This window comes from Pantoea sp. QMID4 (assembly GCF_030270445.1).
GTDB lineage: Bacteria > Pseudomonadota > Gammaproteobacteria > Enterobacterales > Enterobacteriaceae > Pantoea > Pantoea vagans.
In genome coordinates, this window is sequence record NZ_BSXL01000009.1 from 50,557 (window position 1) to 74,508 (window position 23,952).

Below are 23,952 nucleotides of genomic sequence, written 5' to 3' on the forward strand. Positions count from 1 at the left end.
ACTTTAACAATGGGATGTGCCACATATGACGGAACAAAAAGACTCCTCCGCCATGGTTGAAGAAACCACCCCAGCGGTCGACCGCTCTCCTTCCAGCAACAGCACGCCATCACGCAATGCGAAAAATGGTGGTATGGTGTTGGGTGCCGTTGCGATTGTCATCGCGCTGGCGACAGGTGCGGGTTTATACCTTAACGGGAAACATCAGGCTGATTTACAGGCACAAACCAATCAGAAGCTGAGCGATCAGTTAAGCGCGTTGCAGCAGCAGGCCAGCAGCGATAAACAGCAGCTGACACAGCAACTGAGTGGCGCTGAAACAGCCCTGCAGACGGCACAGCAGCAGCAGACCGCGTCAGCAAAAGAGCTGGAAACGCTGCGTGAAAAAGTGGCTGTGATTTCTGGCAACGACGTGCGTAGCTGGCTGCTGGCACAGGCGGACTATCTGGTGAAACTGGCTGGCCGCAAACTCTGGAGCGATCAGGATGTCACTACCGCCGCGGCATTGCTGAAAAGCGCCGATGCCAGCCTGGCTGACATGAACGATCCCAGCGTCATGAATGTGCGTCGTGCGCTGACCCAGGATATCAGTAACCTCTCTTCCGTTACGCAGGTTGACTACGACGGCGTGATCCTCAAGCTGAATCAGCTGTCGAACAACGTTGATAATCTGCGTCTGGCCGACAACGACAGCGATGATGCGCCGATGGACAGCGATGGCGGCGAACTCTCAGGTTCAGTGCGCGAATGGCGTCAGAATCTGGTGAAAAGCTGGCATAACTTTATGGATGATTTTATTACCATCCGCCGCCGCGATAACACCGCACAGCCGCTGCTGGCCCCGAATCAGGATGTTTACCTGCGTGAGAATATCCGCTCGCGTCTGCTGATCGCTGCGCAGGCCGTACCGCGTCATCAGGATGAGATTTATAAACAATCTATCGACACCGTGTCCGCCTGGGTTCGCGCCTGGTACGACACCAATGATGCCGCTACCAAAGCCTTCCTTGCCCAGCTGGATGAGCTGAGCCAGCAGAACATCAATATGGATCTGCCGGATAACCTGGAAAGTCAGCCGTTGCTGGAACAGCTGATGCAGACCCGCGTGCGGAACCTGTTGGCGCAACCGTCTGCCGCTGCTAATCAGCAGGGAGGCTAAGCATGCTTAAGGTATTTATCCTCTTTATCCTGCTGATTGCGGGCGTGGTACTGGGACCGATGATTGCCGGTCATCAGGGCTACGTGCTGATTCAGACCGATAACTGGAATATCGAAACCAGTGTCACCGGCCTGGTGATTATCCTGATCATCAGCCTGCTGGTGATTCTGGCGATGGAATGGCTGCTGCGCCGCGTGCTGCACACCGGGGCGCGTACCCGCGGCTGGTTTACCGGCCGTAAGCGCCGTCGCGCCCAGCGTCATACTCAGTCTGCGCTGATGAAGCTGGCAGAAGGCGATCACCGTCAGGTGGAGAAACTGCTGTCTAAAGATGCCGATCACGCCGATGTGCCGGTAGCCAACTATCTGCTGGCCGCGGAAGCCGCCCAGCAGCGTGGCGATGAAATTCGTGCCAATCAGCATCTTGAACGTGCCGCTGAGCTGTCCGAAAGCAATACCATCCCGGTTGAAATTGCCCGCGCTCGTATTCAGCTGGCCCGTAACGAAGATCACGCTGCGCGTCACAGCATTGACCGTCTGCTGGAAGTGGCTCCGCGTCACCCTGAAGTGCTGCGTCTGGCCGAACAGGCGTATATCCGCACCGGTGCCTGGAGTGCATTGCTGGATATTCTGCCTGCTATGCAGAAGGCGCAGGTTGGCGATGAGCTCCATCGTGATGCGTTACAGCAGCAGGCCTGGCTGGGACTGATGAATCAGGCAATGGCCGATCAGGGCAGCGATGGCCTGAAGCGCTGGTGGAGCACGCTGAGCCGCAAAACCCGTCAGGATACAACCCTGCAGGTCGCTATGGCGGATCATCTGATTGAATGCAACGATCACGACACCGCACAGTCGATCGTGCTGGAAGGCCTCAAGCGTCATTATGACGATCGTCTGGTGCTGCTGATGCCGCGCATCAAAAGCGGCAATCCGGAAGCGCTGGAGAAGGCATTACGCCAGCAAATCAAACAGCATGGCGCAACGCCGTTGCTGCACAGTACGCTGGGACAGTTGCTGATGCGTCATGGTGAATGGCAGCAGGCAGCAGACGCGCTGCAGCAGGCGCTGGCACAGCGTCCGGATGCGTTCGATTATGCGTGGCTGGCGGATGTCTATGATCGTCTGCATCGTCCGGAAGAGGCCGCGAAAATGCGCCGTGAAGGATTGTTGCTGACGCTGAAGAATAATCCTGACGTCTGATGCTGTTTCCAGACAGGACAAAGCCGGGCTCGCCCGGCTTTTTTGTGCCTGCAATCTGCCATCCTGTTTTCGCAGGCAAAAAAAACACCTGCCACTGGCAGGTGTAAGATCAGGTCGGTAAGACAACCGGGAGGTACCTGACTCAACGTGGTGTCTGTTAACCCTGTAAGACTTACGCGATACAGGCAGGCAGACAACAGGTACCTAAAATTGGCTCTGCATCATTCCCAGGTTTATGTAGCATCAGCAGACATAAGAGGTGGAATGAGCATCTACAGCAGAAGTATTGCACAAGCCGTGCCAGGTTAAGATTTATTTTTAAAATAACTATAAATCAATGTCTTAAACAGATCGACAAGTCTGATCATAGCGGGATATGGCATGAAGTGTCGGTATCCGGCGACAGCTGGCATTTTCTCTGTCTCTGGATGGAGACAGCAAGGTAATTCTTACGGTGATTTCAACAATAACAATGGCTTATTTGTCTGCGATTCACGACGTTGCTACCCCTGCTTAAGCAATCTTATCTGACAACTGGCGAAATCAAAACGGGTAAGCTGGCATCAAAGGATAAGCTAACAAGCAGCCCGCTCTCACCACAGTGCGGGCTTCAGGGAGCATACGCCTTTCGCAAAGACGCAAAAGACGCCATCCCTGGCGGGCTCAGCGCGTGCCGTCCCTGGCCCGCGATGCTTTGCTACAGGCGTATGCTCCCTTCGCTTTAAGTCTGGCAGACGCATTAACTACTTACATAAGCTTCAGAGGGTTTACAGCAATGAAGAAGCTCAATGCGCAGGGAACACGGGCAGAGGAGGAAAGCGTCCCACGCCAGGGATGGCGTGGGCCGAGCGCCCATGGATGGCTTAAGCGACTTTCCGATCTGACCGTGTTCCCTTCGCAGGCTCAGATTTACAGCAAACTTATCTCGCCGTACCTGCCTAAACCTTCTGCAAAGGTCCTCACCCACTTTTCTACAGACGAAAAAAAACCTGTCTTTTCAGACAGGTTTCTAAAAATGGTCGGCGAGAGAGGATTCGAACCTCCGACCCACTGGTCCCAAACCAGTTGCGCTACCAAGCTGCGCTACTCGCCGATTTTTTTAACTGTTTTGCCTGGTGCGAAGAGAGGGACTTGAACCCTCACGTCCGTTAGGACACTAACACCTGAAGCTAGCGCGTCTACCAATTCCGCCACCTTCGCGTTTCCCAGCAAAATCTGGGGTGGCTAATGGGACTCGAACCCACGACAACTGGAATCACAATCCAGGGCTCTACCAACTGAGCTATAGCCACCACTATTCTCAATGTTACAGGTTTAAAATCTGCAGCATTTAAATCTTTACTGCCAACCGCGGTAAATCAACCACCGAAGCTCATGCGCACAAACGATATGGCGCGCCCGACAGGATTCGAACCTGAGACCTCTGCCTCCGGAGGGCAGCGCTCTATCCAGCTGAGCTACGGGCGCGTAGCGCCGTTGCGGATGTGCATACTAGAGATAAGCGCCCATCGTGTCTAGTGCTTTTTAAATAAAAAGACGCGTTTGATTACGCTTTGTGCATTTCGTCGACAAATAGTACACTTCCACTTTCGTGATGCCTGAAAATGCGGCATTTATCAGCAATATCAGAGTTCGCCGCGCCAGTGATAGCGCAAATATTTAAGCAGTTTTAATTGCCTGCGCAGGCGACTCGGCTGCCGAATCAGACGATAGAGCCACTCCAGCCCCAGCCGCTGCCAGATTTTAGGCGCGCGCTTCACATGGCCGGTGAAAACATCGTAGGTTCCGCCTACGCCCATATAGAGGGCATCAGGCCAGTATGCACGGCACGCCAGCATCAGCAGCTCCTGACGTGGCGAGCCCAGCGCCACGGTCACCAGCTTCGCACCGCTGGCCGCAATCCGGGCAAACAGCGCATCCTGATCGGCTGGCGCAAAATAGCCATCCTGCGCCCCGACAATATTCACATTCCACTGACGACGTAACTTATCGCAGGTTTCATCCAGCACCTGCTGGCGACCGCCGATAAGAAATACCGGCGTCCCTTCCCGCCCGGCGCGCTCCATCAGCGCTTCCCATAAATCGGCCCCCGCAATGCGCTGCACTGACGCCTGCGGATACTTTTTACGAATCGAACGCACGATGCTGATGCCATCGGCATACGCATATTCCGCCTGCGCTAACAGCGTGCGCAATCCTTCATCCCGCTCAGCGGTCAGGATCTTCTCCGCATTGATGGCCACTAAAATACCGCTGCGAACGCTCTGCGGCGGCATCAGAAAATTCACTGCCGACGGCATGTTTTCGAAACCATATAAATCAACGCCGCGAATACGGTACTGCGGCGTCTCAGTTAACGTTGTCATATCTTCCGTCAATCCCAGAGGTTAATCAGAGCGGGCTGTGCAACACCCGCCTGCTGCGGTCGCGAATCAAACCTGCGCGATCCAGTAACCAGAAAAGTAATTTAGCCATGCCCAGACAGGCAGCAAAAATGAGGCAGAAAAACACCACTCGTGAGCCGAACGCATCGAGACCTTCGCGTGCCAGTACGATCATGTTAAACACTGCGCCAAAACAGAAGCTTTGCAGGATGGCGCCGGTGTACCGGTTGGCCTCAAGGCAGCCACGCTGATAGATCGCATCAAAGGCTTTAATAATCATCCCTACCGCAACAGCGCCAGCTGGAATGGCCCAGACGCCGCCCATTACCACCAGGGAGCCGATCAGCGTGGGTGAAATCGCCAGGCCCGAATGGTTATTCAGCACTTCCCATGTGAAGTAGTTGGCACTGTTCAACACCGCCAGCGGCCGATCCGGCCAGAGCCAGGTTGGAATAAACACGTAGAAATCACGCCACAGTGGTGCCAGCCCCTGAAACTCAATTTTGTCGTAGTTATCCAGCAGCCGGGCGAGATTCTCCCACGGCGAGAAGGTATCACGCGTCAGATACAGGAAGGTATAGAACGCTTCATCGCCCATCACGTCGAGGTTATAGCGGCGCAGCGCCAGCCAGAACATCCCCCCAATCGCCATCACACCCGCCGTTGCCAGCATCCACAATGTGATCCAGCCACGGGTAATCCCGATAAACAGGAACAGGGCAAACGCAATAATGATATTGGCGCGGGTTCCGCCCACCAGTGCGTAAGTCAGTAAACCAAAGGCCACCGTCACGACCAAAAACAGCAGCCAGTTGCGGCGGGTCGGCCGTAAAAAGTAGGGGGTCAGCATCGCCGGAATAAAGAAATAGAAGAAACGTTTAAGCGCTACTCCCGATACTTCGCTGGAGAAAATCTGGTTGTAGGCGGTCAGGCGGAACAGCAGAAAACCGTTGTGAATAAAGAACACCGTCACGGTACCCAGCGCGACCAGCGCCAGAATCACACAGGTCAGGTGGGTTTCAACCCTGTTCATCTGCAGCCAGGGCTTCGCCGGCGGCGCACCAGCAGGTTTCAGCCGCACTTTATAGCTGACGTAATAAATGGCGTAAAACGCCGTGGCCGACAGCAGTGCCTCAAGCAGATTCTCAACCGGCATCACGTCCACGTTAAAGCGAAACACCAGCACGGAGGTCAGCGGAAAGCCAAAGTAAAAAGTCAGCAAGAACAGCAGCGTAAAGAACAGATGGAAGTTAAAACGGACGCGCTTAAACTCCCGCCATGTCAGCGTCAGAATAAAAACCAGCGACAGCAAATAGACCACCAGCAGGCCGCCAAACTGCATAAGACTCATGACAACTCCCCTTCGCTGAGTTGTAACGCTGCGCGCCAGCCTGCCAGATAACCCGGCGCAAAGAAGGCGATAGCCTGTTTATCACAGCGCATCAGCTGCCGGCGTGCCTCGGCAATTACTGCAGGCGACAGCGTATCTTCGCTGAACAGTACCGGAAGCTGCTGCTCTGCCACATCACGCCAGAATGGGTTTTTTCGGGTCAGAACAAACGGCACGTTGGCCTGGATCAGCAGGCAAAGTGTGCCCACTCCCTGCTGACGTTCAAACATAAAATAGCCGACATGGCAGCGCGCCAGCAGGGCTAAGTAGTCATCAAACGCCAGATTTTCACGCAGCAGATTCACCTGCCCCTTCGGAAACAGCGTCTCTGCTGCGGCCTGAATCTGGCTGATATAAGCCTCATTTCCCGGCGGATAACCTAATGGGACTTCGATGCGCACCTGCTCGCCAAACTGTGCGTGAATCGCCTTTAAGCCTTCGATGTGCCGATTACTCGGATCGCCTGAATTGCCCAGCAGCAGCGTAAACAGCTCTGACGGCGCCGACTCAACGGCAGCATCGGGCATTCTGGTCGGGAAATAGAGCAGTGAACCAGGCACCCGGCGATGGCGATGCTGATAGTGATGCAGGTCGCCACGGGTCGCAAACACCTGTGCAACCCGTCCCTGCGCTATACGGCGAATCAGATAGAACAGGCGGAACTTCAGGCTGCGCGAATCTTCATAGAGATCGGCGCCCCAGACATGCCAGAACAGCTGGGAACGGCGCAGCCTACCGCTGAGTAATGCCAGCCAGATCCAGGGATTAAACTGACCATGGCAGAAGAAACGCTGCTGCGGATTTCTGGCCCGCTGCAATACTGCCTCTGCCAGCGCTTTCTTGCTGGCGAAGCACTCGATCTGTAACGCACTGAACGGAGACAGGCTTTCTGGCTGCTGCGTCACGACCATAAAATGGCGTGGCGAAGCCGCAGGCTGCTCAACGCTGAGAACGTCGTTGAAAAAGCGCAGCACTGTAAGATTGTGGTGGGGAATATCCGATCCCAAAACGTGAATTAAAGTCATTTTTTCCGGCAGTAAACAATAAAAGCGCCACAACACAGGGCAAAGTAAGCCATATAGGTAAACATATAGGCCTGCGCCGCACCCGTCGCGCCATCTAACGGGATCAGCCAGCGTGAGAACAGGGTCAGTAACAGAAACTGGCTGATCTCAGTCAGAACATAAAAGCGCAGCGAGGCTTTGGCGATAACCAGATATCCGAAAACATAGGCTCCGACCTTAAAAACATCGCCGCACAGCTGCCAGACAAAGAGCTCGCGCATTCCGCGAAAAGCCTCAGAGAACAGCAGACTGATGGCGAAATCGCGCAGCACCCAGACGCAAAAGCTGGCAACCGCCACGGCGGGCAGAACAAAGCGCAATGCACGGCCAATCTCACGCGCGATGTCGCGTTTGTTGTCGAGCCGCGCCAGCGTCGGCAGCAGCCAGACGCTAAACGTTGCGGTGATAAACTGCAGATAGGCATCGGAAATGCTGGTGACACCCTGCCACAATCCGACCTGCGCCCAGCCCTCCTGCTCTGCCAGCAGGTTACGCATCATGACCCAGGCAACCGGCAGGGTCACGGCCGTGATCAGCGCCATCAGGGTATATTTTGCCAGATTACGCGCCAGCTCAGGATGCCACTGTGGCCGCAGCCAGCTCAGCGGCAGCGGCGCGCGGCGTTTCAGCATCAGTAGCGCAGGCAGCAACAGCAAAGCCGGCACCAGCGCCAGACCAATCAGTGCCCCCTGATAGCCGCCCAGCCACCAGCAGAGCAGATAGCCCGCCACGCCAGTCAGACTACCGAGGATCAGCGCCAGCGCATTACCACGCGCGTCGCGATAGCCCTTCAGCAGCGCCAGGGTAAAGTTGGCCCAGGCGATGCCGAGCTGGAGAAAAGCGACGACGCGGATGACGCCCTGATAGCGGTCGTGACCAAACAGCGCGGTGCTGATGGGTGCTGCCGCCAGCAGAAACAGCAGCGCCAGCACGCCGGAAAAGCCCAGCACCATAGCCGATGCCGTGCCCACCATCGCCCGGAGTTGTCCGGGCTGCTGCTGATACTGCGCGACATAAGTGGTGACGCCGTTGAAGATGCCCGCGCCCGCCAGCACGCCCAGCACGGTGATCAACTGACGGAAGTTACCTGCCTGACCGACACCTTCGGGGCCGAAGCTGACCGCCAGCAGTTTGACCACCAGCAGACCAGACACAATTTTTACCAGCGTGGACGATGCGGTCCACACTGAGGCTCTGGCTAATGACATCAGGAAAAGAAGCTCAGCAGCGAGCTGATAACCGTGCTCTGATTATTATCCGACAGGTTATAAAACAGCGGCAGGCGCAGCAGACGTTCACTTTCCAGCGTGGTAAAGCGGTCGTCGCCGACAAACTGCGAGAAACGCTCACCGGCAGGCGAACTGTGCAGCGGAATATAGTGAAACACCGTCAGTATCTCGGCTTCTTTCATCCAGTTGATCAGCGCCTGGCGATCGTCCTGATCGCGCAGTTTGATATAGAACATGTGCGCATTGTGTTCGCAGCTGGCAGGGATCACCGGCAGGCTGATGCGTCCCTGAGTCGCCAGCAGCTGGAGTGCGTCATAATACCGCTGCCAGATGCGTAACCGCTGCTGGTTGATGCGCTCAGCGGCTTCCAGCTGCGCCCAGAGATAGGCTGCCTGCAGATCGGCCATCAGGTAGCTCGACCCCATATCACGCCAGGTATATTTATCGACCTGACCCCGGAAGAACTGGCTGCGGTTGGTGCCTTTTTCCCGCACGATCTCGGCGCGCTCGACCAGGCTGGCGTCGTTGATCAGCGTCGCGCCACCTTCGCCACCGGCGGTGTAGTTCTTGGTTTCGTGGAAACTGAAGCAACCAATATGACCGATGGTGCCCAACGCACGGCCTTTGTAGCGTGACATCACGCCCTGCGCCGCATCTTCAATCACAAACAGCTTATGCTTTGCCGCCAGCGCCATAATAGTATCCATTTCACAGGCCACACCGGCGTAATGGACCGGCACAATGGCGCGGGTTTTTTCAGTAATGGCCGCTTCGATCAGCATTTCATCGATGTTCATGGTGTCCGGGCGCACATCGACAAACACGATGCGCGCGCCGCGCAGCACAAAGGCGTTGGCGGTTGAGACAAAGGTATAGCTCGGCATGATCACTTCATCGCCAGGCTGCAGGTCGATTAACAGCGCCGCCATCTCCAGCGAAGCGGTACAGGAGGGGGTCAGCAGCACTTTTTTGCTGCCAAGACGCTGCTCCATCCACTGCTGACAGCGACGGGTAAATCCGCCGTCGCCGCACAGCTTGCCGCTGTTCATCGCCGACTGCATATACTCGATTTCTGTGCCCACAATCGGGGGCGCATTAAATGGAATCATGACCTTTCCTGTAAAACCAGTAGGCGGTGCTGTCCAGCCGGGCACCGCTGCGTAAATAGAGGCGCATCGCCGTGAGATTACTGAGCTGGGTAGCCACCCGAAGCTGAGCCAGCTGCCTTACCCGCGCCCAGTCAGCCGCCGCCAGCAGCAGTTGCTGACCCAGCCCCTGACCCTGCGCGTCAGGCATTACGCCCAGCAGGCCAATGCGGGCATCGCCATCCACTGCGCGCAGCGACACAAAACCCTGCAGCTGACCGGTAGCATCACTGGCCACCAGACACTGATCGTCAAACGTTCCGCGCACCGCATTCTCAATCCACTGCGCATAAAAACGACCGCTGGCGTCCGGTGCATACCAGGGCGCGCGAAAACGACTCTGGCTGAAGAGCTGAGAAGCCGCACCGCGCAGTAGCGGAATCTGTGCTTCGCGCGCAATACGAATCCCCGCCTGCCGTTCCGTCTCTCTAACCGCCAGCAACAGGTCCGCCTCGCCTTCTGCCAGCTGGAACTGATGCTGCTGCAGCGTATCAATCAGCGCCGTCTCGCTGGCAGCGACTTTCATCTGCACCAGCGCACAGGCATGGCGTAGTGCCTGCTCCAGCGGAATGTCACCTTCCGGCTCCAGCCGCACGGTCTCAACACCGAAGAATGCACTCTCCCAGCTAAGGGGATTAATACTGACGTGGACGGGCATGCAATAAATCCAGCAGGTACTGGCCGTAGCCGGTTTTTGTCAGCGCTTCGCCGGCAGCACGCAGCTGGTCATCACTGAGCCAGCTGTTACGCCAGGCGATCTCTTCCAGGCAGGCAATTTTAAAGCCCTGCCGTTTTTCCACCGTCTGCACAAACATGCTGGCTTCCACCAGGCTGTCATGGGTGCCGGTATCCAGCCAGGCAAAGCCGCGTCCCAACAGTTCGACCGTCAGCTCACCGCGATCCAGATACATCTGGTTAATGGCGGTAATTTCCAGCTCGCCCCGTGAAGAAGGCTTAACCTGTTTCGCGAATTCGATAACCTGGTTGTCATAGAAATAGAGTCCGGTGACCGCCCAGCGCGATTTCGGCTGCTGAGGCTTCTCTTCAATTGAGATCGCCTTGAAGTTATCGTCAAACTCCACCACACCGAAACGTTCCGGGTCCATAACCTGATAGCCGAACACCGTTGCGCCACAATTCTGTTCGACGACTTTCCGCAGCTTGGGACTGAAACCCTGACCAAAATAGAGGTTATCACCCAGCACCAGGCAGCAATTGTCCTCGCCGATAAAAGATTCGCCAATGATAAAGGCCTGCGCCAGCCCATCAGGACTGGGCTGCACCGCATAGCTGAGGCGTATGCCAAATTCACTGCCATCGCCCAGCAAACGTTCAAACTGCGCCCGATCTTCCGGCGTGGTGATCAACAGAATGTCTCGAATCCCCGCCAGCATCAGCACGGAGAGCGGGTAGTAGATCATCGGTTTGTCGTAAACCGGCAGAAGTTGCTTTGATACTGCCCGGGTTATCGGGTGTAACCGCGTGCCCGATCCGCCCGCTAAAATGATGCCTTTCATCGCTGCTCCTTACGCGGATTTAATGCGATAAGCCGAGGCGTTCGCCCTGATAGCGACCATCCAGAATGGCCTGCCACCAGGCGGGATTAGCCAGATACCATGCCACGGTTTTACGCATGCCGCTTTCAAAAGTTTCCTGCGGTACCCAGCCAAGTTCATGCGCAATTTTACTGGCATCAATGGCATAGCGCTGATCGTGACCGGGCCGGTCAGTGACATAGGTAATCAGGTCGCGATAATGCGCCAGCCCGGCAGGTTTCTGCTCTGCGGCCAGCTCTTCAAGCAGGCTGCAGATGGTTTCGACTACCTCAATATTGCGGCGCTCATTATGACCACCAATATTATAGGTTTCGCCTGGCTTGCCCTGACTGACCACCTGATAGAGTGCGCGAGCGTGATCTTCAACGTAGAGCCAGTCACGAATCTGCTGGCCGTTGCCGTAAACCGGTAAGGCTTTGCCGGCCAGCGCATTGATGATGGTTAGCGGAATCAGCTTCTCCGGGAAATGGCAGGGGCCGTAGTTGTTTGAGCAGTTGGTGACCAGTGTGGGCAGGCCGTAAGTGCGCAGCCAGGCCCGCACTAAATGGTCGCTGCTGGCCTTAGAGGCGGCGTAAGGACTGCTTGGCGCATAAGGAGTGGTTTCGGTGAAATAAGCCTGGCTGTCATGCAGATCACCAAACACTTCATCGGTCGAGATATGGTGGAACAGAAAAGCTGTCTTGCGCGCTTCATCCAGGTTTTGCCAGTAAGAACGCGCGGCTTCAAGCAACTGCCAGGTCCCGACAATATTAGTCTCGATAAAGGCCACCGGCCCGTCAATCGAGCGATCAACATGGCTTTCAGCCGCAAGATGCATCACGCAGTCTGGCTGATGACGGGCAAAAACCTGATCAAGCGCCGCACGATCACAAATGTCCACCTGCTCAAAACAGAAGCGGGGCGAATCGGCCACGCTGGCGAGTGAGGTCAGATTTCCGGCATAGCTGAGTTTATCGACCACCACGACCTGATGTCCGGTTTCTGCAATCAGAAAGCGCACCAGAGCCGAGCCGATAAAACCGGCACCGCCCGTGATCAGAAAGCGCTTCATCGCCACACACCTTTGGTGTCGACAATCCAGTTCTGCTGAACGTCGGCGGCATCAATAGCGCGGAAGGCGCGGTGATCGACCAGCATCACCAGAATATCGGCCTGGGCCAGCGCCTGCTCGCAGGAGACCAGCTCAGCTTTGTCAGCCAGCGAGGCAGCAAGCTGCTCAATGTGCGGTTCAACTACCCAAGTCTTGCCGCTGTGCCATTCGGCAATCTTCTGAGCCACGCCCACCGCCGGGCTTTCGCGCAGGTCGTCGATATTCGGTTTAAAGGCCAGGCCAAAGCAGGCGATGGTGATATCGCTGGCGCGTTTGCCGGTTTGCGTCAGGCAGTCCGCCAGCGCGGTTTTCACCTGGTCCAGCACCCACTGCGGCTTGGCGTCATTCACCTCGCGCGCAGTACGGATCAGGCGGGCTAGTTCGGGATTCTGCGCCACGATAAACCAGGGATCAACGGCGATACAGTGCCCCCCGACGCCCGGACCCGGCTGCAGAATGCTGACGCGCGGATGGCGATTCGCCAGCGCAATCAGCTCCCAGACGTTAATTCCCTGATCAGCACAAATCAGCGACAGCTCATTGGCAAAGGCGATATTCACGTCACGGAAGCTGTTTTCGGTCAGCTTGCACATCTCGGCGGTACGGGCGTTGGTTTCAACGCATTCACCTTTTAAAAACAGACGATAAAGCTCGCTGGCGCGCGCGGAACAGGCGGGCGTCATGCCGCCAATCACCCGGTCGTTATTAATCAGCTCAACCATCACCTGACCAGGCAGCACGCGCTCCGGGCAGTAGGCGACAAAAATATCGGGCGTCTCACCGTGCTGCGGAAAACGCAGATCGGGACGCGCCGCCGCCAGCCAGTCGGCCATCTGTTCGGTGCTGCCCACCGGCGAGGTCGATTCCAGAATTACCAGATCGCCCTTTTTCAGAACCGGCGCGATCGACTCCGCTGCGGCTTTTACAAAGCGCAGGTCGGGCTGATGATCATCTTTGAATGGCGTCGGTACGGCGATCAGAAAAGCATCAGCGGCTTCAGGCTGCGTAGTGGCGCGCAGATCGCCACACGTAACAGCCGCATGCACCACCTGATCTAAATCGGGTTCCACAATGTGGATCGCGCCACGATTGATGATTTCTACAGCGCGCGCGTTAATATCCACGCCCACCACTTTTTTTCCCTTTGAGGCAAAAACGGCTGCCGTCGGCAGCCCAATGTATCCCAGTCCAATCACGGAAATGGTTTCAAAACTCATAATTCGGCTCGGTTATCTTTTAAGGCTTGTAAAATTCGACCACAGGCTTTGCCATCGCCATACGGATTATGAGCATGGCTCATCGCCTGCCAGGCATCGTCATCACTCAGTAATTCGCTGACGCTGGCGACGATTCTGGCGATATCGGTTCCCACCAGTCTGACGGTGCCGGCATCGACGGCTTCAGGACGCTCGGTGGTGTCGCGCATCACCAGCACCGGCTTGCCCAGTGAAGGCGCTTCCTCCTGAATGCCGCCGGAATCGGTAAGGATCAGCCAGGCGCGGTTCATCAGCCAGACAAAAGGCAGATACTCCTGCGGTTCAATCAGAATGATATTCTCAATGCCGCTGAGTATCCGGTTAACCGGCTCGCTGACATTGGGATTGAGATGCACCGGATAGACAATCTGCGCCTCGGGATGCTGGCGGGCAATCTGCGCCAGCGCGCTGCAGATACGTTCAAAACCGCCGCCAAAGCTCTCACGCCGGTGGCCGGTAACCAGCACCAGTTTCTTATCCGGGTCGAGAAACGGATAGCGCGCCGCCAGCTGTGCGTTCAGATTACTGTCGTCCAGCACCCGATCGCGAACCCACAACAGCGCATCAATGACCGTATTACCGGTTACGATAATGCGTGAGTCGGGCAGATTCTCCTGCAACAGGTTCTGTCGCGAGCGCGAGGTTGGGGTGAAATGCAGGCGGGCGAGATGGCCGGTCAGCTTACGATTGCCCTCTTCCGGCCACGGCGAAGCGAGATCGCCAGTACGCAGGCCGGCCTCCACATGCCCCACCGGAATTTGCTGATAAAAAGCCGCCAGGCTCGCCGCCAGCGTCGTGGTGGTATCACCATGCACCAGCACGATATCCGGTCTGAAGTCCAGCAGAACGGTTTTCATGCCGTCTAAAATGCGGCAGGTGATCTCGGTTAGCCCCTGTTCAGGACGCATAATGTTGAGATCGTAGTCCGGCTCCAGCCTGAACAGACGCAGCACCTGATCGAGCATTTCGCGATGCTGTGCGGTCACGCACAGTCGCGATTCAAAAGCGGGATCCTGCGACAGCGCCTGCACCAGCGGCGCCATTTTAATCGCTTCCGGACGAGTACCAAATACGGTCAGAACTTTCACACTGTTTCTCTCAATCATGCGCGTCTGACATCAGACGCGGACGACGTGCCAGCGCCACACCCGCGCCTGTTAATGCCCCAACGGCACCCCACATAATCATCATGAACAGACGTCGCGGACTGTCACGTGATACCGGCTCTTCCGGCGTACGCAGATAACGGTAGGTCTGGAACTGGCTGTTCAGTTTTGGTCCGGTCTGCAGCGTGGTCAGCATTGCTCTGTTCTGATCATAGCTGATATCAAACCCCGGGCCGGTGGCACGCAGGGTATCAAGCTGTCCCTGTAAAACGGGCTGGCCCAGCAGGAACAGGTCACTGTCTGCCAGATTCTCACCCGCTTCGCGCGTCTGTTTCTCGTTGATGCCCTGCTGGCTGGCGACTTTCAGCGCCTGCTCCAGCCGATGCTGCTGGCGCTGGAAAACTGCGTTAGCTACATCTTCCTGACGTTTCACCTGCGCCTGCAACTGGTCGGTACGCGCCCGCCAGGCCCCTTTTAACTCATCATTAAGATGACGCGCGGCGCGCTCACTGGCGTAAGCGATATACTGCCGCAACAGATTGTTGGCATCGCCCGCGGTTTCCGCTTTCAGTTTGACGTTATCGGGCAGGTTATGTGCCGCGTCAGCAGGCGTGAACAGGATGTTGCCGATCAAATCGTCGAGCAACGCGGCATCGTTATGCGCATTGCCGGTTTTACGGTTCTTGTAGTAATCCGTTTGCTGCCAGAATTCCCGACGCGTATCCCAGGAGGAAAGCTGCATGGTGAACTCCTGATAAACCTGATCCATCACCGTCGGTGACGGCGCAGCCAGCGTCAGGGCATTGTTGCGCACATCCAGATTGGTCAGAAACTGCTGCTGTGCATAGTAAGAGCCCAGCATATTCACCGTCGGGCGATCGGTAATCGCCGTGGTGCTCCAGACCTGTTTCAGCAGCAGCGTTGCCAGCCAGGCGATCAGAGCAAACAGCAGCGCCAGCCCGACAATCCAGCGTTTACCACGCCATAAACGGCAGCTCAGGCCGCGAATATCCAGTTCGTTGTCCACAACGTCAGCAGGCATGGCAGAGGTATCCTTTTTCAGCATCGGGTTCATTTATTTTTTGCTTCGCGATGTTGGCTCAGACGACGCTTGATACGCCGGACGCGTCGCGCCACGCGCCACGCATGCTTCAGGCAGTAGCCATAAACCATAAAAGCGCCCAGGAACAGCAGCAGCATCACCCACTCCGGGATGAACGCCAGATATTCACCCAGTACACCGATACCGGCGAGGATGGCCGCCGCAACGGTAATCAGGACAAAGGCCTGACGCGAGGTAAAACCGGCACGCATAATCAGATGGTGGATGTGCTGACGATCGGCCGAGAATGGGCTCATGCCTTTGCGCAGGCGACGATACATAATCGCCACCATATCCATCAGCGGAATGGCGATCAGCCAGAGTGCGGTAACGGGTGTAATGGGATGGCTCAGGCCCTGCGTCGTTTCCAGCAGAATCCAGATAATGGTGAAGCCGATCATGGTGCTGCCGGCATCGCCCATAAAGACTTTGAAACGACGCCCCAGGAAACCGAGGTTAAGCAGAATATAGGGCAGCGTGGCGGCAATCATCGCAAAACACCACATCGCGAGGCTGGTCTGGCCGTCGAAGTAAAGGATGATGCCCATTGCGGCAAAGGTGACCGAGGAGAGTCCGCCCAGCAGACCATCGATCCCGTCTACCATATTGAAGGCGTTGATCGCAGCCCAGACGGCAAACAGGGTCAGCACATAGCCGAAGGGCCCCACGATAAGCTCGAACGGACCGACGATAAAGCCCAGGCTGAGCAGATAGAGTTTTGCGCCAAACATCATGACCAGCGCGACAATGGCCTGCACGACTGCGCGAATTTTAACGCTGATATCGAATCGGTCATCCAGTGCGCCAACCAGCACCAGTACACCGGCGCAGCCCAGATAGAGCAGCGCGTGTGGCAGATAGTAGTTAGTAATGGCAAACGTAAAGCAGATACCTGCGAACACGGAAATGCCGCCCACCAACGGAATCGCGCCATGATGACGTTTACGTGAGTTAGGCTTATCAACTAAACCAATTTTTTTAGCTGCTTTTCGAGCAAAAAAGAGGAAAGCCAGGGAAAAGAGAAAAATTAAACCAAGCTCAGTACTCATAGTGAGTAAATTCACGTTAAACGCTCTCAGCTAACATCCCGCACCACAATACGCCAAAAAGCGCGCCTGGTGCTGCGTCGGATTCCGAATTCTGCATAAAGAGACAGACGAACGGTCATAAATTCGCCATCACTACCACAGTCATTATAAATGCTCCTGCCAGTGTTCAATCCTATAGCTCACAAATGAAAAACGCCACGCTGAGACGTGGCGTAAGGTCGATTTTCTGCCCATTTGAACTAAAAAAGCCGAATCTGTGGTCCGGCCTGGCAGTATCGGATTATGAACGCTTCATCATATCGAAGAATTCATCATTGGTTTTAGTCATCGCCAGCTTGTTGATGAGGAATTCCATTGCGTCGATTTCGCCCATTGGGTGAATAATCTTACGCAGGATCCACATCTTCTGCAGCTCTTCCTGAGAAGTGAGCAGCTCTTCTTTACGCGTACCAGAACGGTTGTAATCAATCGCCGGGAAGACGCGTTTTTCAGCAATTTTACGGGCGAGATGCAGTTCCATGTTACCGGTACCTTTGAACTCTTCGTAAATGACTTCATCCATCTTCGAACCGGTATCAACCAGCGCGGTCGCGATGATGGTCAGGCTTCCTCCCTCTTCCACGTTACGTGCAGCACCAAAGAAACGCTTTGGACGATGCAGGGCGTTGGCATCCACACCACCGGTCAGGACTTTACCTGAAGCAGGAACCACGGTGTTGTAGGCACGCGCCAGACGTGTGATGGAGTCGAGCAGGATGATGACATCTTTTTTATGCTCAACCAGACGCTTGGCCTTCTCGATTACCATTTCAGCAACCTGAACGTGGCGCGAAGCGGGTTCATCGAAGGTTGAGGCGATAACTTCACCTTTCACCAGACGCTGCATCTCGGTCACTTCTTCCGGACGCTCATCAATCAGCAGCACCATCAGCACGCAATCCGGGTAGTTGTACGCCAGACTCTGCGCGATGTTCTGCAGCAGCATGGTTTTACCGGCTTTCGGCGGTGCCACGATCAGACCACGCTGACCACGACCAATCGGCGATGCCAGATCGAGTACGCGAGCGGTTAAATCTTCCGTTGAGCCATTACCCCGCTCCATACGCAGACGCTTATTTGCGTGCAGCGGCGTGAGGTTTTCGAACAGAATCTTATTACGCGCGTTTTCCGGCTTATCGTAGTTAACTTCGTTAACTTTCAGCAGTGCAAAATAACGTTCACCTTCTTTTGGTGGACGGATTTTGCCAGAGATGGTGTCACCAGTGCGGAGGTTAAAGCGGCGGATTTGACTGGGGGAAACATAGATATCATCAGGGCCGGCGAGGTAGGAGCTGTCTCCGGAACGGAGGAATCCAAATCCATCCTGAAGAATCTCCAGCACGCCATCACCAAAGATGTCTTCGCCGCTTTTCGCGTGCTGCTTCAGGATGGAAAAGATAATGTCCTGCTTGCGCATGCGAGCCTGATTTTCCAGCCCCATATTTTCGCCGAGAGTAATCAGCTCAGCAACCGGCGTATTCTTTAATTCGGTAAGATTCATAGTGATGGGTTCTTAAACTCGGGGTAATACTCGGAATGTTTGTCGTGAGTGGTATGGCAATTAATCCATGCCGTTAATGGCTCTTTTCGGCTCTTCCCGACGATCATCGTATGAAATGGCGATCGGTATGCAGGCAGATGTCCGAATGTGATGCCAGAGTTGGAGCTAACCGTAAGATTGCTGAACCGCTCTATCTTTATAAGGTACAGGGCGACAGGGTTCAACAAGGGAAAACTTTCAGATGCAAACTACAAGGTAAGTTCGTAATGCAGTATCGGTAACTTAGCACGCCCGAAAGCGAACGTCCAGCAGCAGGAGATAAATTCACCACTGCCAGACGTTCAGCCCTGAATTACGCCAGGTTGGCGTTCAGGAACTCTTTCAGCTGGCCTTTAGACAGCGCGCCCACTTTGGTCGCGGCGACTTCGCCATTTTTAAACAGTAGCAGCGTCGGGATACCACGAATGCCGTATTTCGGTGCCGTGCCTGGGTTATCATCAATATTCAGCTTAGCGATGGTCAGCTTGCCATCATACTCTTCTGCAACTTCATCAAGGATGGGCGCGATCATTTTGCAAGGACCACACCATTCAGCCCAGAAATCTACCAGTGTAACGCCGTCGGCTTTCAGCACGTCGGTGTCGAAACTGTCATCAGTCAGATGAACGATTTTATCGCTGCTCATGTTTTACTCCAAAGATTATGCCTGGCGAATTGGCGTAATATATACCAATGTTGGTTGACTTTATTTCATCGGATACGCTTTCGTAAAGCGATAGTAAGCTGATATTCTACCACACTATGAGCAAAACACACTTAACTGAACAGAAGTTTTCCGACTTCGCCCTGCACCCAAAAGTGGTGGAAGCCCTTGATAGTAAAGGCTTTCAATACTGCACGCCGATTCAGGCGTTAGCTCTGCCTTTTACGCTTTCAGGGCGTGATGTTGCAGGCCAGGCGCAAACCGGTACCGGCAAAACGATGGCGTTTCTGACGTCAACGTTTCATCATCTTCTCTCTCATCCTGCGGCGGAAGGTCGTCAGGTTAACCAGCCACGGGCTTTAATTCTTGCGCCGACGCGTGAACTTGCTGTGCAGATTCATGCGGATGCCGAACCTCTTACCGCCTCAACCGGCCTGAAACTGGGTCTCGCCTATGGCGGAGACGGTTATGACAAACAGCTGAAAGTGCTGGAACAGGGCGTTGATATTCTGGTGGCAACTACCGGCCGCCTGATCGATTACGCGAAGCAGAATCATGTCAATCTCGGTGCCATTCAGGTCATGGTACTGGACGAAGCCGATCGCATGTTCGATCTCGGCTTTATTAAAGATATCCGCTGGCTGTTCCGTCGCATGCCGCCTGCTACGCAGCGTCTGAGCATGCTGTTCTCGGCGACGCTCTCTTACCGCGTCCGTGAACTGGCGTTTGAGCACATGAACAGCGCTGAATATGTGGAAGTGGAACCGGAACAAAAGACCGGCCATCGCATTCAGGAAGAGCTTTTCTATCCGTCTAACGAAGAGAAAATGCGCCTGCTGCAGACCCTGCTGGAAGAAGAGTGGCCCGACCGCGCCATTGTATTCGCCAACACCAAACACCGCTGTGAAGATATCTGGGGCCATCTGGCTGCCGATGGACACCGTGTTGGTCTGCTGACCGGCGACGTGGCTCAGAAAAAGCGCCTGCGCATTCTGGATGATTTCACTAAAGGTGATGTGGATATTCTGGTCGCCACCGATGTGGCCGCTCGCGGTCTGCACATTCCGGCTGTGACGCACGTCTTTAACTACGATCTGCCAGATGACTGTGAAGATTACGTTCACCGTATTGGTCGTACCGGTCGTGCCGGCGCCAGCGGACACTCTATCAGCCTGGCCTGTGAAGAGTACGCGCTGAACCTGCCTTCAATTGAAGAATACATTGGCCACAGCATTCCGGTCAGCAAATACAGCAGCGAAGCGTTATTGACCGATTTACCGCCGCCCAAACGTCTGCAACGCAGCCGTACCGGCAATGGCCAGCGTCGCGGAGGGAATAGCGCCAATCGTCGCGGTGCTCCACGTAACAACAACCGCAAACGTTCAGGTTAGGCCACCATGCTCAGCGCGTCGTCACTTTATGCAGCGATCGATTTAGGGTCTAACAGCTTTCATATGTTGGTGGTGCGCGAAGTCTCTGGCAGTATTCAGACCGTCGCAAAAATTAAGCGCAAGGTTCGCCTTGCTGCCGGTCTGGATAAAAATAACCTGTTGTCAGCCGACGCGATGTCGCGTGGCTGGCAATGCCTCAGACTCTTCTCTGAACAACTGCAGGATATTCCCCCCGATCAGATTCGCGTGGTGGCGACCGCCACGCTGCGTCTGGCTGCCAATGCGCAGACCTTCCTCGACACCGCCCAGCAGATTCTCGGCTGTACCATCAACGTCATCAGCGGCGAAGAAGAGGCGCGCCTGATTTATCAGGGCGTGGCCCACACTACCGGCGGTTCCGACAAGCGCTTAGTGGTCGATATCGGCGGCGGCAGTACCGAACTGGCTACCGGCGACGGCTCACACGCATCAGTGTTGTTCAGCCTGTCGATGGGTTGTGTGACGTGGCTGGAGCGCTTCTTCAGCGATCGTCATCTGGCAAAAGAGAACTTCGACCAGGCTGAGCAGGCGGCCCGTGAGATGATCCAGCCGATTGCCGCGCAGCTGCGTGCACAGGGCTGGCAGGCCTGTGTCGGGGCATCCGGCACGGTTCAGGCGCTGCAGGAGATCATGGTGGCGCAGGGTATGGATGAGCGCATCACGCTGAATAAACTGCAGCAGCTGAAGCAGCGCGCCATTCAGTGCGGCAAACTGGAAGAGCTGGAAATTGAAGGACTGACGCTGGAACGGGCACTGGTGTTCCCCAGCGGCCTGTCGATCCTGATCGCTATCTTCCAGGCGCTCAGCATCGATAGCATGACGCTGGCTGGCGGTGCACTGCGGGAAGGACTGGTTTACGGCATGCTGCATCTGCCGATTGACCGCGATATCCGTACCCGCACACTGCACAACGTTCAGCGCCGTTTCAGCATCGATGTCGAACAGGCAGACCGCGTGCGTCAGCTGGCAGAGAGCTTTTTCCGTCAGGTTTCCACGCCGTGGAAGCTGGATCAGCGCTGTCGTGAGCTGCTGCTCAGCGCCTGCGCGATCCACGAAATTGGCCTGAGCGTCGACTTCCGTCATGCGCCACAGCACGCGGCGTATCTGGTGCGTCACCTCGATCTGCCTGGCTTCACACCGGCGCAGAAGAAGCTGCTGGCCTGTTTACTGCAAAATCAGAGCGGCAGCATCGATCTGGCATTGCTGACTCAGCAAAACGCGCTGCCGCCGCGCCTGGCGGAACGGATGTGCCGTCTGCTGCGGCTGGCGATTATTTTCTCCACCCGCCGTCGCGACGACACCCTGCCTGCAGTGCGGCTACTGGCAGACGATGACGCCCTGCATCTGACCCTGCCCGCAGGCTGGCTGGAGGCGCATCCGCTGCGCAGCGAACTGCTGGAGCAGGAAAGCCACTATCAGTCTTACGTCCACTGGTTGTTAACCCTGTCGTAATGGCACCCGCGTGAGGCGAATTTCTTTCGCCTCCTGCGAGGTTTAACTCTTCTTCGCCTTATCCAGCATCGCTCTCAATCCGGCGACCCGACTCTGCCCGGTTTTCATCCGCTCTTCCGCACTGACCACTTTGCGCTCGGTCTCCCATTGCAGATCGTCCTGCGGTAACTCCAGCAGGAAACGACTCGGTTCAGGCCGGATTAACTCACCATACTGCCGGCGTTCGCGACAGAGGGTAAAGGTCAGTTCTTTCTGCGCCCGCGTGATCCCCACGTAAGCCAGACGACGCTCCTCTTCGATGTTGTTCTCATCGATGCTGCTCTGATGCGGCAACAGCCCCTCCTCCATGCCCACCAGGAACACATAGGGGAACTCCAGACCTTTAGAGGCGTGCAGCGTCATCAATTGCACCTGATCCAGCTCTTCATCGCTTTCACCGCGCTCCATCATGTCGCGCAGGGTAAAGCGCGTCACCACCTGTGCCAGCGTCATCGGCTCATCAATATCGCTGCCTTCCAGCATTTCAGTCATCCACTGAAACAGTGTGTTGACGTTTTTCATCCGCATTTCGGCGGCTTTCGGGCTGCCCGAGGTTTCGAACAGCCAGCTTTCGTAGTCGATGCCGCGAATCAAATCACGGACGGCATTCACCGGCTCACGTTCGCTCAGCTGGATAATCTCATTCAGCCAGTGGGTGAAGCGCTGCAGATGCTCCAGACCACGGCCGCTCAGCGTCTGCCCCAGACCGACATCAAAACTGGCGTTAAACAGACTCTTGCTGCGCAGGTTGGCCCATTCACCGAGCTTCTGCAGCGTGGCCGGGCCAATCTCGCGGCGCGGCGTATTAACGATGCGCAGAAACGCGCTGTCATCCTCAGGATTGGTCAGCACACGCAGATAGGCGAGCAAATCTTTAATCTCCGGCCGGGAGAAGAAGGAAGTGCCGCCAGAAATGCGATAGGGGATACGGTTCTGCATCAGAAACTTTTCAAAAGTCCGTGACTGATGGTTGCCGCGATAGAGAATCGCGTAATCTTTATACTGCGTGCGGTTAATAAAGTGATGCGCGATCAGTTCACCGGTGACCCGCTCCGCCTCATGCTCTTCGCTGTTGGCGGTCAGCACTTTCAGCTCGCTGCCCTGCCCCAGTTCCGAAAAGAGCCGCTTCTCAAAAACGTGTGGATTATTGGCAATCAGGATATTGGCCGCCTTCAGGATGCGCTGCGAAGAGCGGTAGTTCTGCTCCAGCTTCACCACCTCCAGCGCCGGGAAATCCTGATTCAGCAGCACCAGATTCTGCGGCCGTGCGCCGCGCCAGGAATAAATCGACTGGTCATCGTCGCCGACTACCGTGAAGCGCGCGCGTGCGCCAACCAGCAGCTTAACCAGCTCATACTGACTGGTGTTGGTGTCCTGATACTCATCCACCAGCAGATAGCGGATACGCTGCTGCCAGCGCTCGCGTACTTCCTGATTACGCTGCAGCAGCAGCGTTGGCAGCAGGATCAGGTCGTCAAAATCGAGCACATTACATGCCTTAAGATGCTGACTGTAGAGGGCATAGCAGTGAGCAAAGATATTGTCCTGCTGCGATCGCGCCTGCGCAGCGGCACCCTGCGGATCGATCAGATCATTTTTCCAGTTAGAAATGGTGGAGATAAGCTGCTGCAACAGCGTCTTATCCTCCTCCAGCCACTCTTTGGTCAGTTCTTTCAGAAGGGCGAGCTGATCCTGATCGTCGAACAGCGAGAAGTTCGACTTCATGCCCAGCGCCGCCGTTTCGCGCTTAATGATCTCCAGTCCCAGCGTATGGAAAGTTGAGATCAGCAGGCCGCGCGCCTCTTTGCGGCCCAGCGTCTGCGCCACACGCTCTTTCATTTCGCGCGAGGCTTTATTGGTAAACGTTACCGCGGCGATGTGGCGCGCCTGATAGCCACATTCACGAATCAGATGGGCGATTTTGTTAGTAATCACGCGGGTTTTACCCGATCCCGCGCCCGCCAGTACCAGACAGGGACCGGTAACAAATTCGACGGCACGTTGTTGGCTGGGGTTTAAACGCATAAAAGAAATCGCCTGATTGAATCAAAAGAAAGGG

General features: G+C 55.7%; 19 protein-coding genes and 4 tRNA genes. 4 read left to right on the forward strand and 19 right to left on the reverse strand.

What is annotated here, in order from left to right; genetic code table 11:
• Nucleotides 1–25 precede the first annotated feature (25 nt).
• Together hemX and hemY are read left to right on the forward strand one after the other, a co-directional pair.
• Nucleotides 26–1,159, forward strand: a complete 1,134-nt coding sequence (gene hemX / locus QSK07_RS19410) for a uroporphyrinogen-III C-methyltransferase (RefSeq protein WP_098051859.1) — start codon at nt 26–28, stop codon at nt 1,157–1,159.
• A gap of 2 nt (nt 1,160–1,161) precedes the next feature.
• Complete coding sequence (hemY, locus tag QSK07_RS19415; protein WP_285722428.1) at nt 1,162–2,358, forward strand: protoheme IX biogenesis protein HemY; 1,197 nt, start codon at nt 1,162–1,164, stop codon at nt 2,356–2,358.
• A 1,016-nt stretch (nt 2,359–3,374) separates the two neighbouring features.
• Here hemY and QSK07_RS19420 read toward each other — a convergent pair.
• The 18 genes from QSK07_RS19420 to trxA all read right to left on the reverse strand — a co-directional run bounded on the left by QSK07_RS19420 (nt 3,375) and on the right by trxA (nt 18,954).
• Nucleotides 3,375–3,451, reverse strand: a tRNA-Pro gene (locus QSK07_RS19420).
• Between the two features lie 20 nt (nt 3,452–3,471).
• Nucleotides 3,472–3,558: transfer RNA gene (locus QSK07_RS19425), tRNA-Leu, on the reverse strand.
• Between the two features lie 16 nt (nt 3,559–3,574).
• A tRNA-His gene (locus QSK07_RS19430) sits at nt 3,575–3,650 on the reverse strand.
• A gap of 98 nt (nt 3,651–3,748) precedes the next feature.
• Nucleotides 3,749–3,825: transfer RNA gene (locus QSK07_RS19435), tRNA-Arg, on the reverse strand.
• 158 nt (nt 3,826–3,983) lie between these two features.
• Nucleotides 3,984–4,724, reverse strand: coding sequence for a lipopolysaccharide N-acetylmannosaminouronosyltransferase (gene wecG, locus QSK07_RS19440; protein WP_098051861.1), 741 nt, complete (start codon nt 4,722–4,724; stop codon nt 3,984–3,986).
• A gap of 25 nt (nt 4,725–4,749) precedes the next feature.
• Nucleotides 4,750–6,093 (reverse strand): ECA oligosaccharide polymerase, encoded by a 1,344-nt coding sequence (gene wzyE / locus QSK07_RS19445; RefSeq protein ID WP_285722430.1) that lies wholly within the window; start codon nt 6,091–6,093, stop codon nt 4,750–4,752.
• Nucleotides 6,090–7,157, reverse strand: coding sequence for a TDP-N-acetylfucosamine:lipid II N-acetylfucosaminyltransferase (gene wecF / locus QSK07_RS19450; RefSeq protein ID WP_285722432.1), 1,068 nt, complete (start codon nt 7,155–7,157; stop codon nt 6,090–6,092). Before wecF ends, wzyE begins: the two co-directional genes overlap by 4 nt.
• A complete protein-coding gene (gene wzxE / locus QSK07_RS19455; protein WP_275222153.1) occupies nt 7,154–8,404 on the reverse strand; it encodes a lipid III flippase WzxE in 1,251 nt (416 codons plus the stop codon). Before wzxE ends, wecF begins: the two co-directional genes overlap by 4 nt.
• Nucleotides 8,404–9,534 carry a dTDP-4-amino-4,6-dideoxygalactose transaminase gene (rffA, locus tag QSK07_RS19460; RefSeq protein WP_285722434.1) on the reverse strand — a complete coding sequence of 377 codons (1,131 nt, stop codon included), beginning with the start codon at nt 9,532–9,534 and terminating at the stop codon, nt 8,404–8,406. Before rffA ends, wzxE begins: the two co-directional genes overlap by 1 nt.
• Entirely contained in the window at nt 9,521–10,228 is a 708-nt protein-coding gene (rffC, locus tag QSK07_RS19465) for a dTDP-4-amino-4,6-dideoxy-D-galactose acyltransferase (RefSeq protein ID WP_285722436.1), read from the reverse strand. The genes rffA and rffC overlap by 14 nt, the downstream gene beginning before the upstream one ends.
• Nucleotides 10,206–11,087, reverse strand: coding sequence for a glucose-1-phosphate thymidylyltransferase RfbA (rfbA, locus tag QSK07_RS19470; protein ID WP_275222156.1), 882 nt, complete (start codon nt 11,085–11,087; stop codon nt 10,206–10,208). The genes rffC and rfbA overlap by 23 nt, the downstream gene beginning before the upstream one ends.
• A gap of 19 nt (nt 11,088–11,106) precedes the next feature.
• Nucleotides 11,107–12,177: a dTDP-glucose 4,6-dehydratase gene (gene rffG, locus QSK07_RS19475; RefSeq protein ID WP_275222157.1), complete on the reverse strand. Its 1,071-nt coding sequence runs from the start codon at nt 12,175–12,177 to the stop codon at nt 11,107–11,109.
• Nucleotides 12,174–13,433 carry a UDP-N-acetyl-D-mannosamine dehydrogenase gene (gene wecC, locus QSK07_RS19480; RefSeq protein WP_285722438.1) on the reverse strand — a complete coding sequence of 420 codons (1,260 nt, stop codon included), beginning with the start codon at nt 13,431–13,433 and terminating at the stop codon, nt 12,174–12,176. Before wecC ends, rffG begins: the two co-directional genes overlap by 4 nt.
• Nucleotides 13,430–14,560, reverse strand: a complete 1,131-nt coding sequence (gene wecB, locus QSK07_RS19485; protein ID WP_098053108.1) for a non-hydrolyzing UDP-N-acetylglucosamine 2-epimerase — start codon at nt 14,558–14,560, stop codon at nt 13,430–13,432. Before wecB ends, wecC begins: the two co-directional genes overlap by 4 nt.
• A gap of 10 nt (nt 14,561–14,570) precedes the next feature.
• Nucleotides 14,571–15,644: an ECA polysaccharide chain length modulation protein gene (gene wzzE / locus QSK07_RS19490; RefSeq protein ID WP_275222219.1), complete on the reverse strand. Its 1,074-nt coding sequence runs from the start codon at nt 15,642–15,644 to the stop codon at nt 14,571–14,573.
• A 5-nt stretch (nt 15,645–15,649) separates the two neighbouring features.
• A complete protein-coding gene (gene wecA, locus QSK07_RS19495) occupies nt 15,650–16,729 on the reverse strand; it encodes a UDP-N-acetylglucosamine--undecaprenyl-phosphate N-acetylglucosaminephosphotransferase (RefSeq protein ID WP_033734802.1) in 1,080 nt (359 codons plus the stop codon).
• Nucleotides 16,730–17,009: 280 nt separating this feature from the next.
• Nucleotides 17,010–18,269 carry a transcription termination factor Rho gene (rho, locus tag QSK07_RS19500; protein WP_003851960.1) on the reverse strand — a complete coding sequence of 420 codons (1,260 nt, stop codon included), beginning with the start codon at nt 18,267–18,269 and terminating at the stop codon, nt 17,010–17,012.
• Between the two features lie 352 nt (nt 18,270–18,621).
• On the reverse strand, nt 18,622–18,954 hold the full coding sequence (gene trxA / locus QSK07_RS19505) for a thioredoxin TrxA (protein ID WP_003851963.1): 333 nt from the start codon (nt 18,952–18,954) through the stop codon (nt 18,622–18,624).
• Between the two features lie 116 nt (nt 18,955–19,070).
• Here trxA and rhlB point away from each other — a divergent pair, with 116 nt between their 5' ends.
• Complete coding sequence (gene rhlB / locus QSK07_RS19510; protein ID WP_098051871.1) at nt 19,071–20,363, forward strand: ATP-dependent RNA helicase RhlB; 1,293 nt, start codon at nt 19,071–19,073, stop codon at nt 20,361–20,363.
• Between the two features lie 6 nt (nt 20,364–20,369).
• Nucleotides 20,370–21,854: a guanosine-5'-triphosphate,3'-diphosphate diphosphatase gene (gene gppA, locus QSK07_RS19515; protein WP_098051872.1), complete on the forward strand. Its 1,485-nt coding sequence runs from the start codon at nt 20,370–20,372 to the stop codon at nt 21,852–21,854.
• 42 nt (nt 21,855–21,896) lie between these two features.
• Here the strand turns inward: gppA and rep are convergent, their stop codons facing one another.
• Complete coding sequence (gene rep / locus QSK07_RS19520) at nt 21,897–23,918, reverse strand: DNA helicase Rep (RefSeq protein WP_285722447.1); 2,022 nt, start codon at nt 23,916–23,918, stop codon at nt 21,897–21,899.
• Nucleotides 23,919–23,952: the final 34 nt, after the last annotated feature.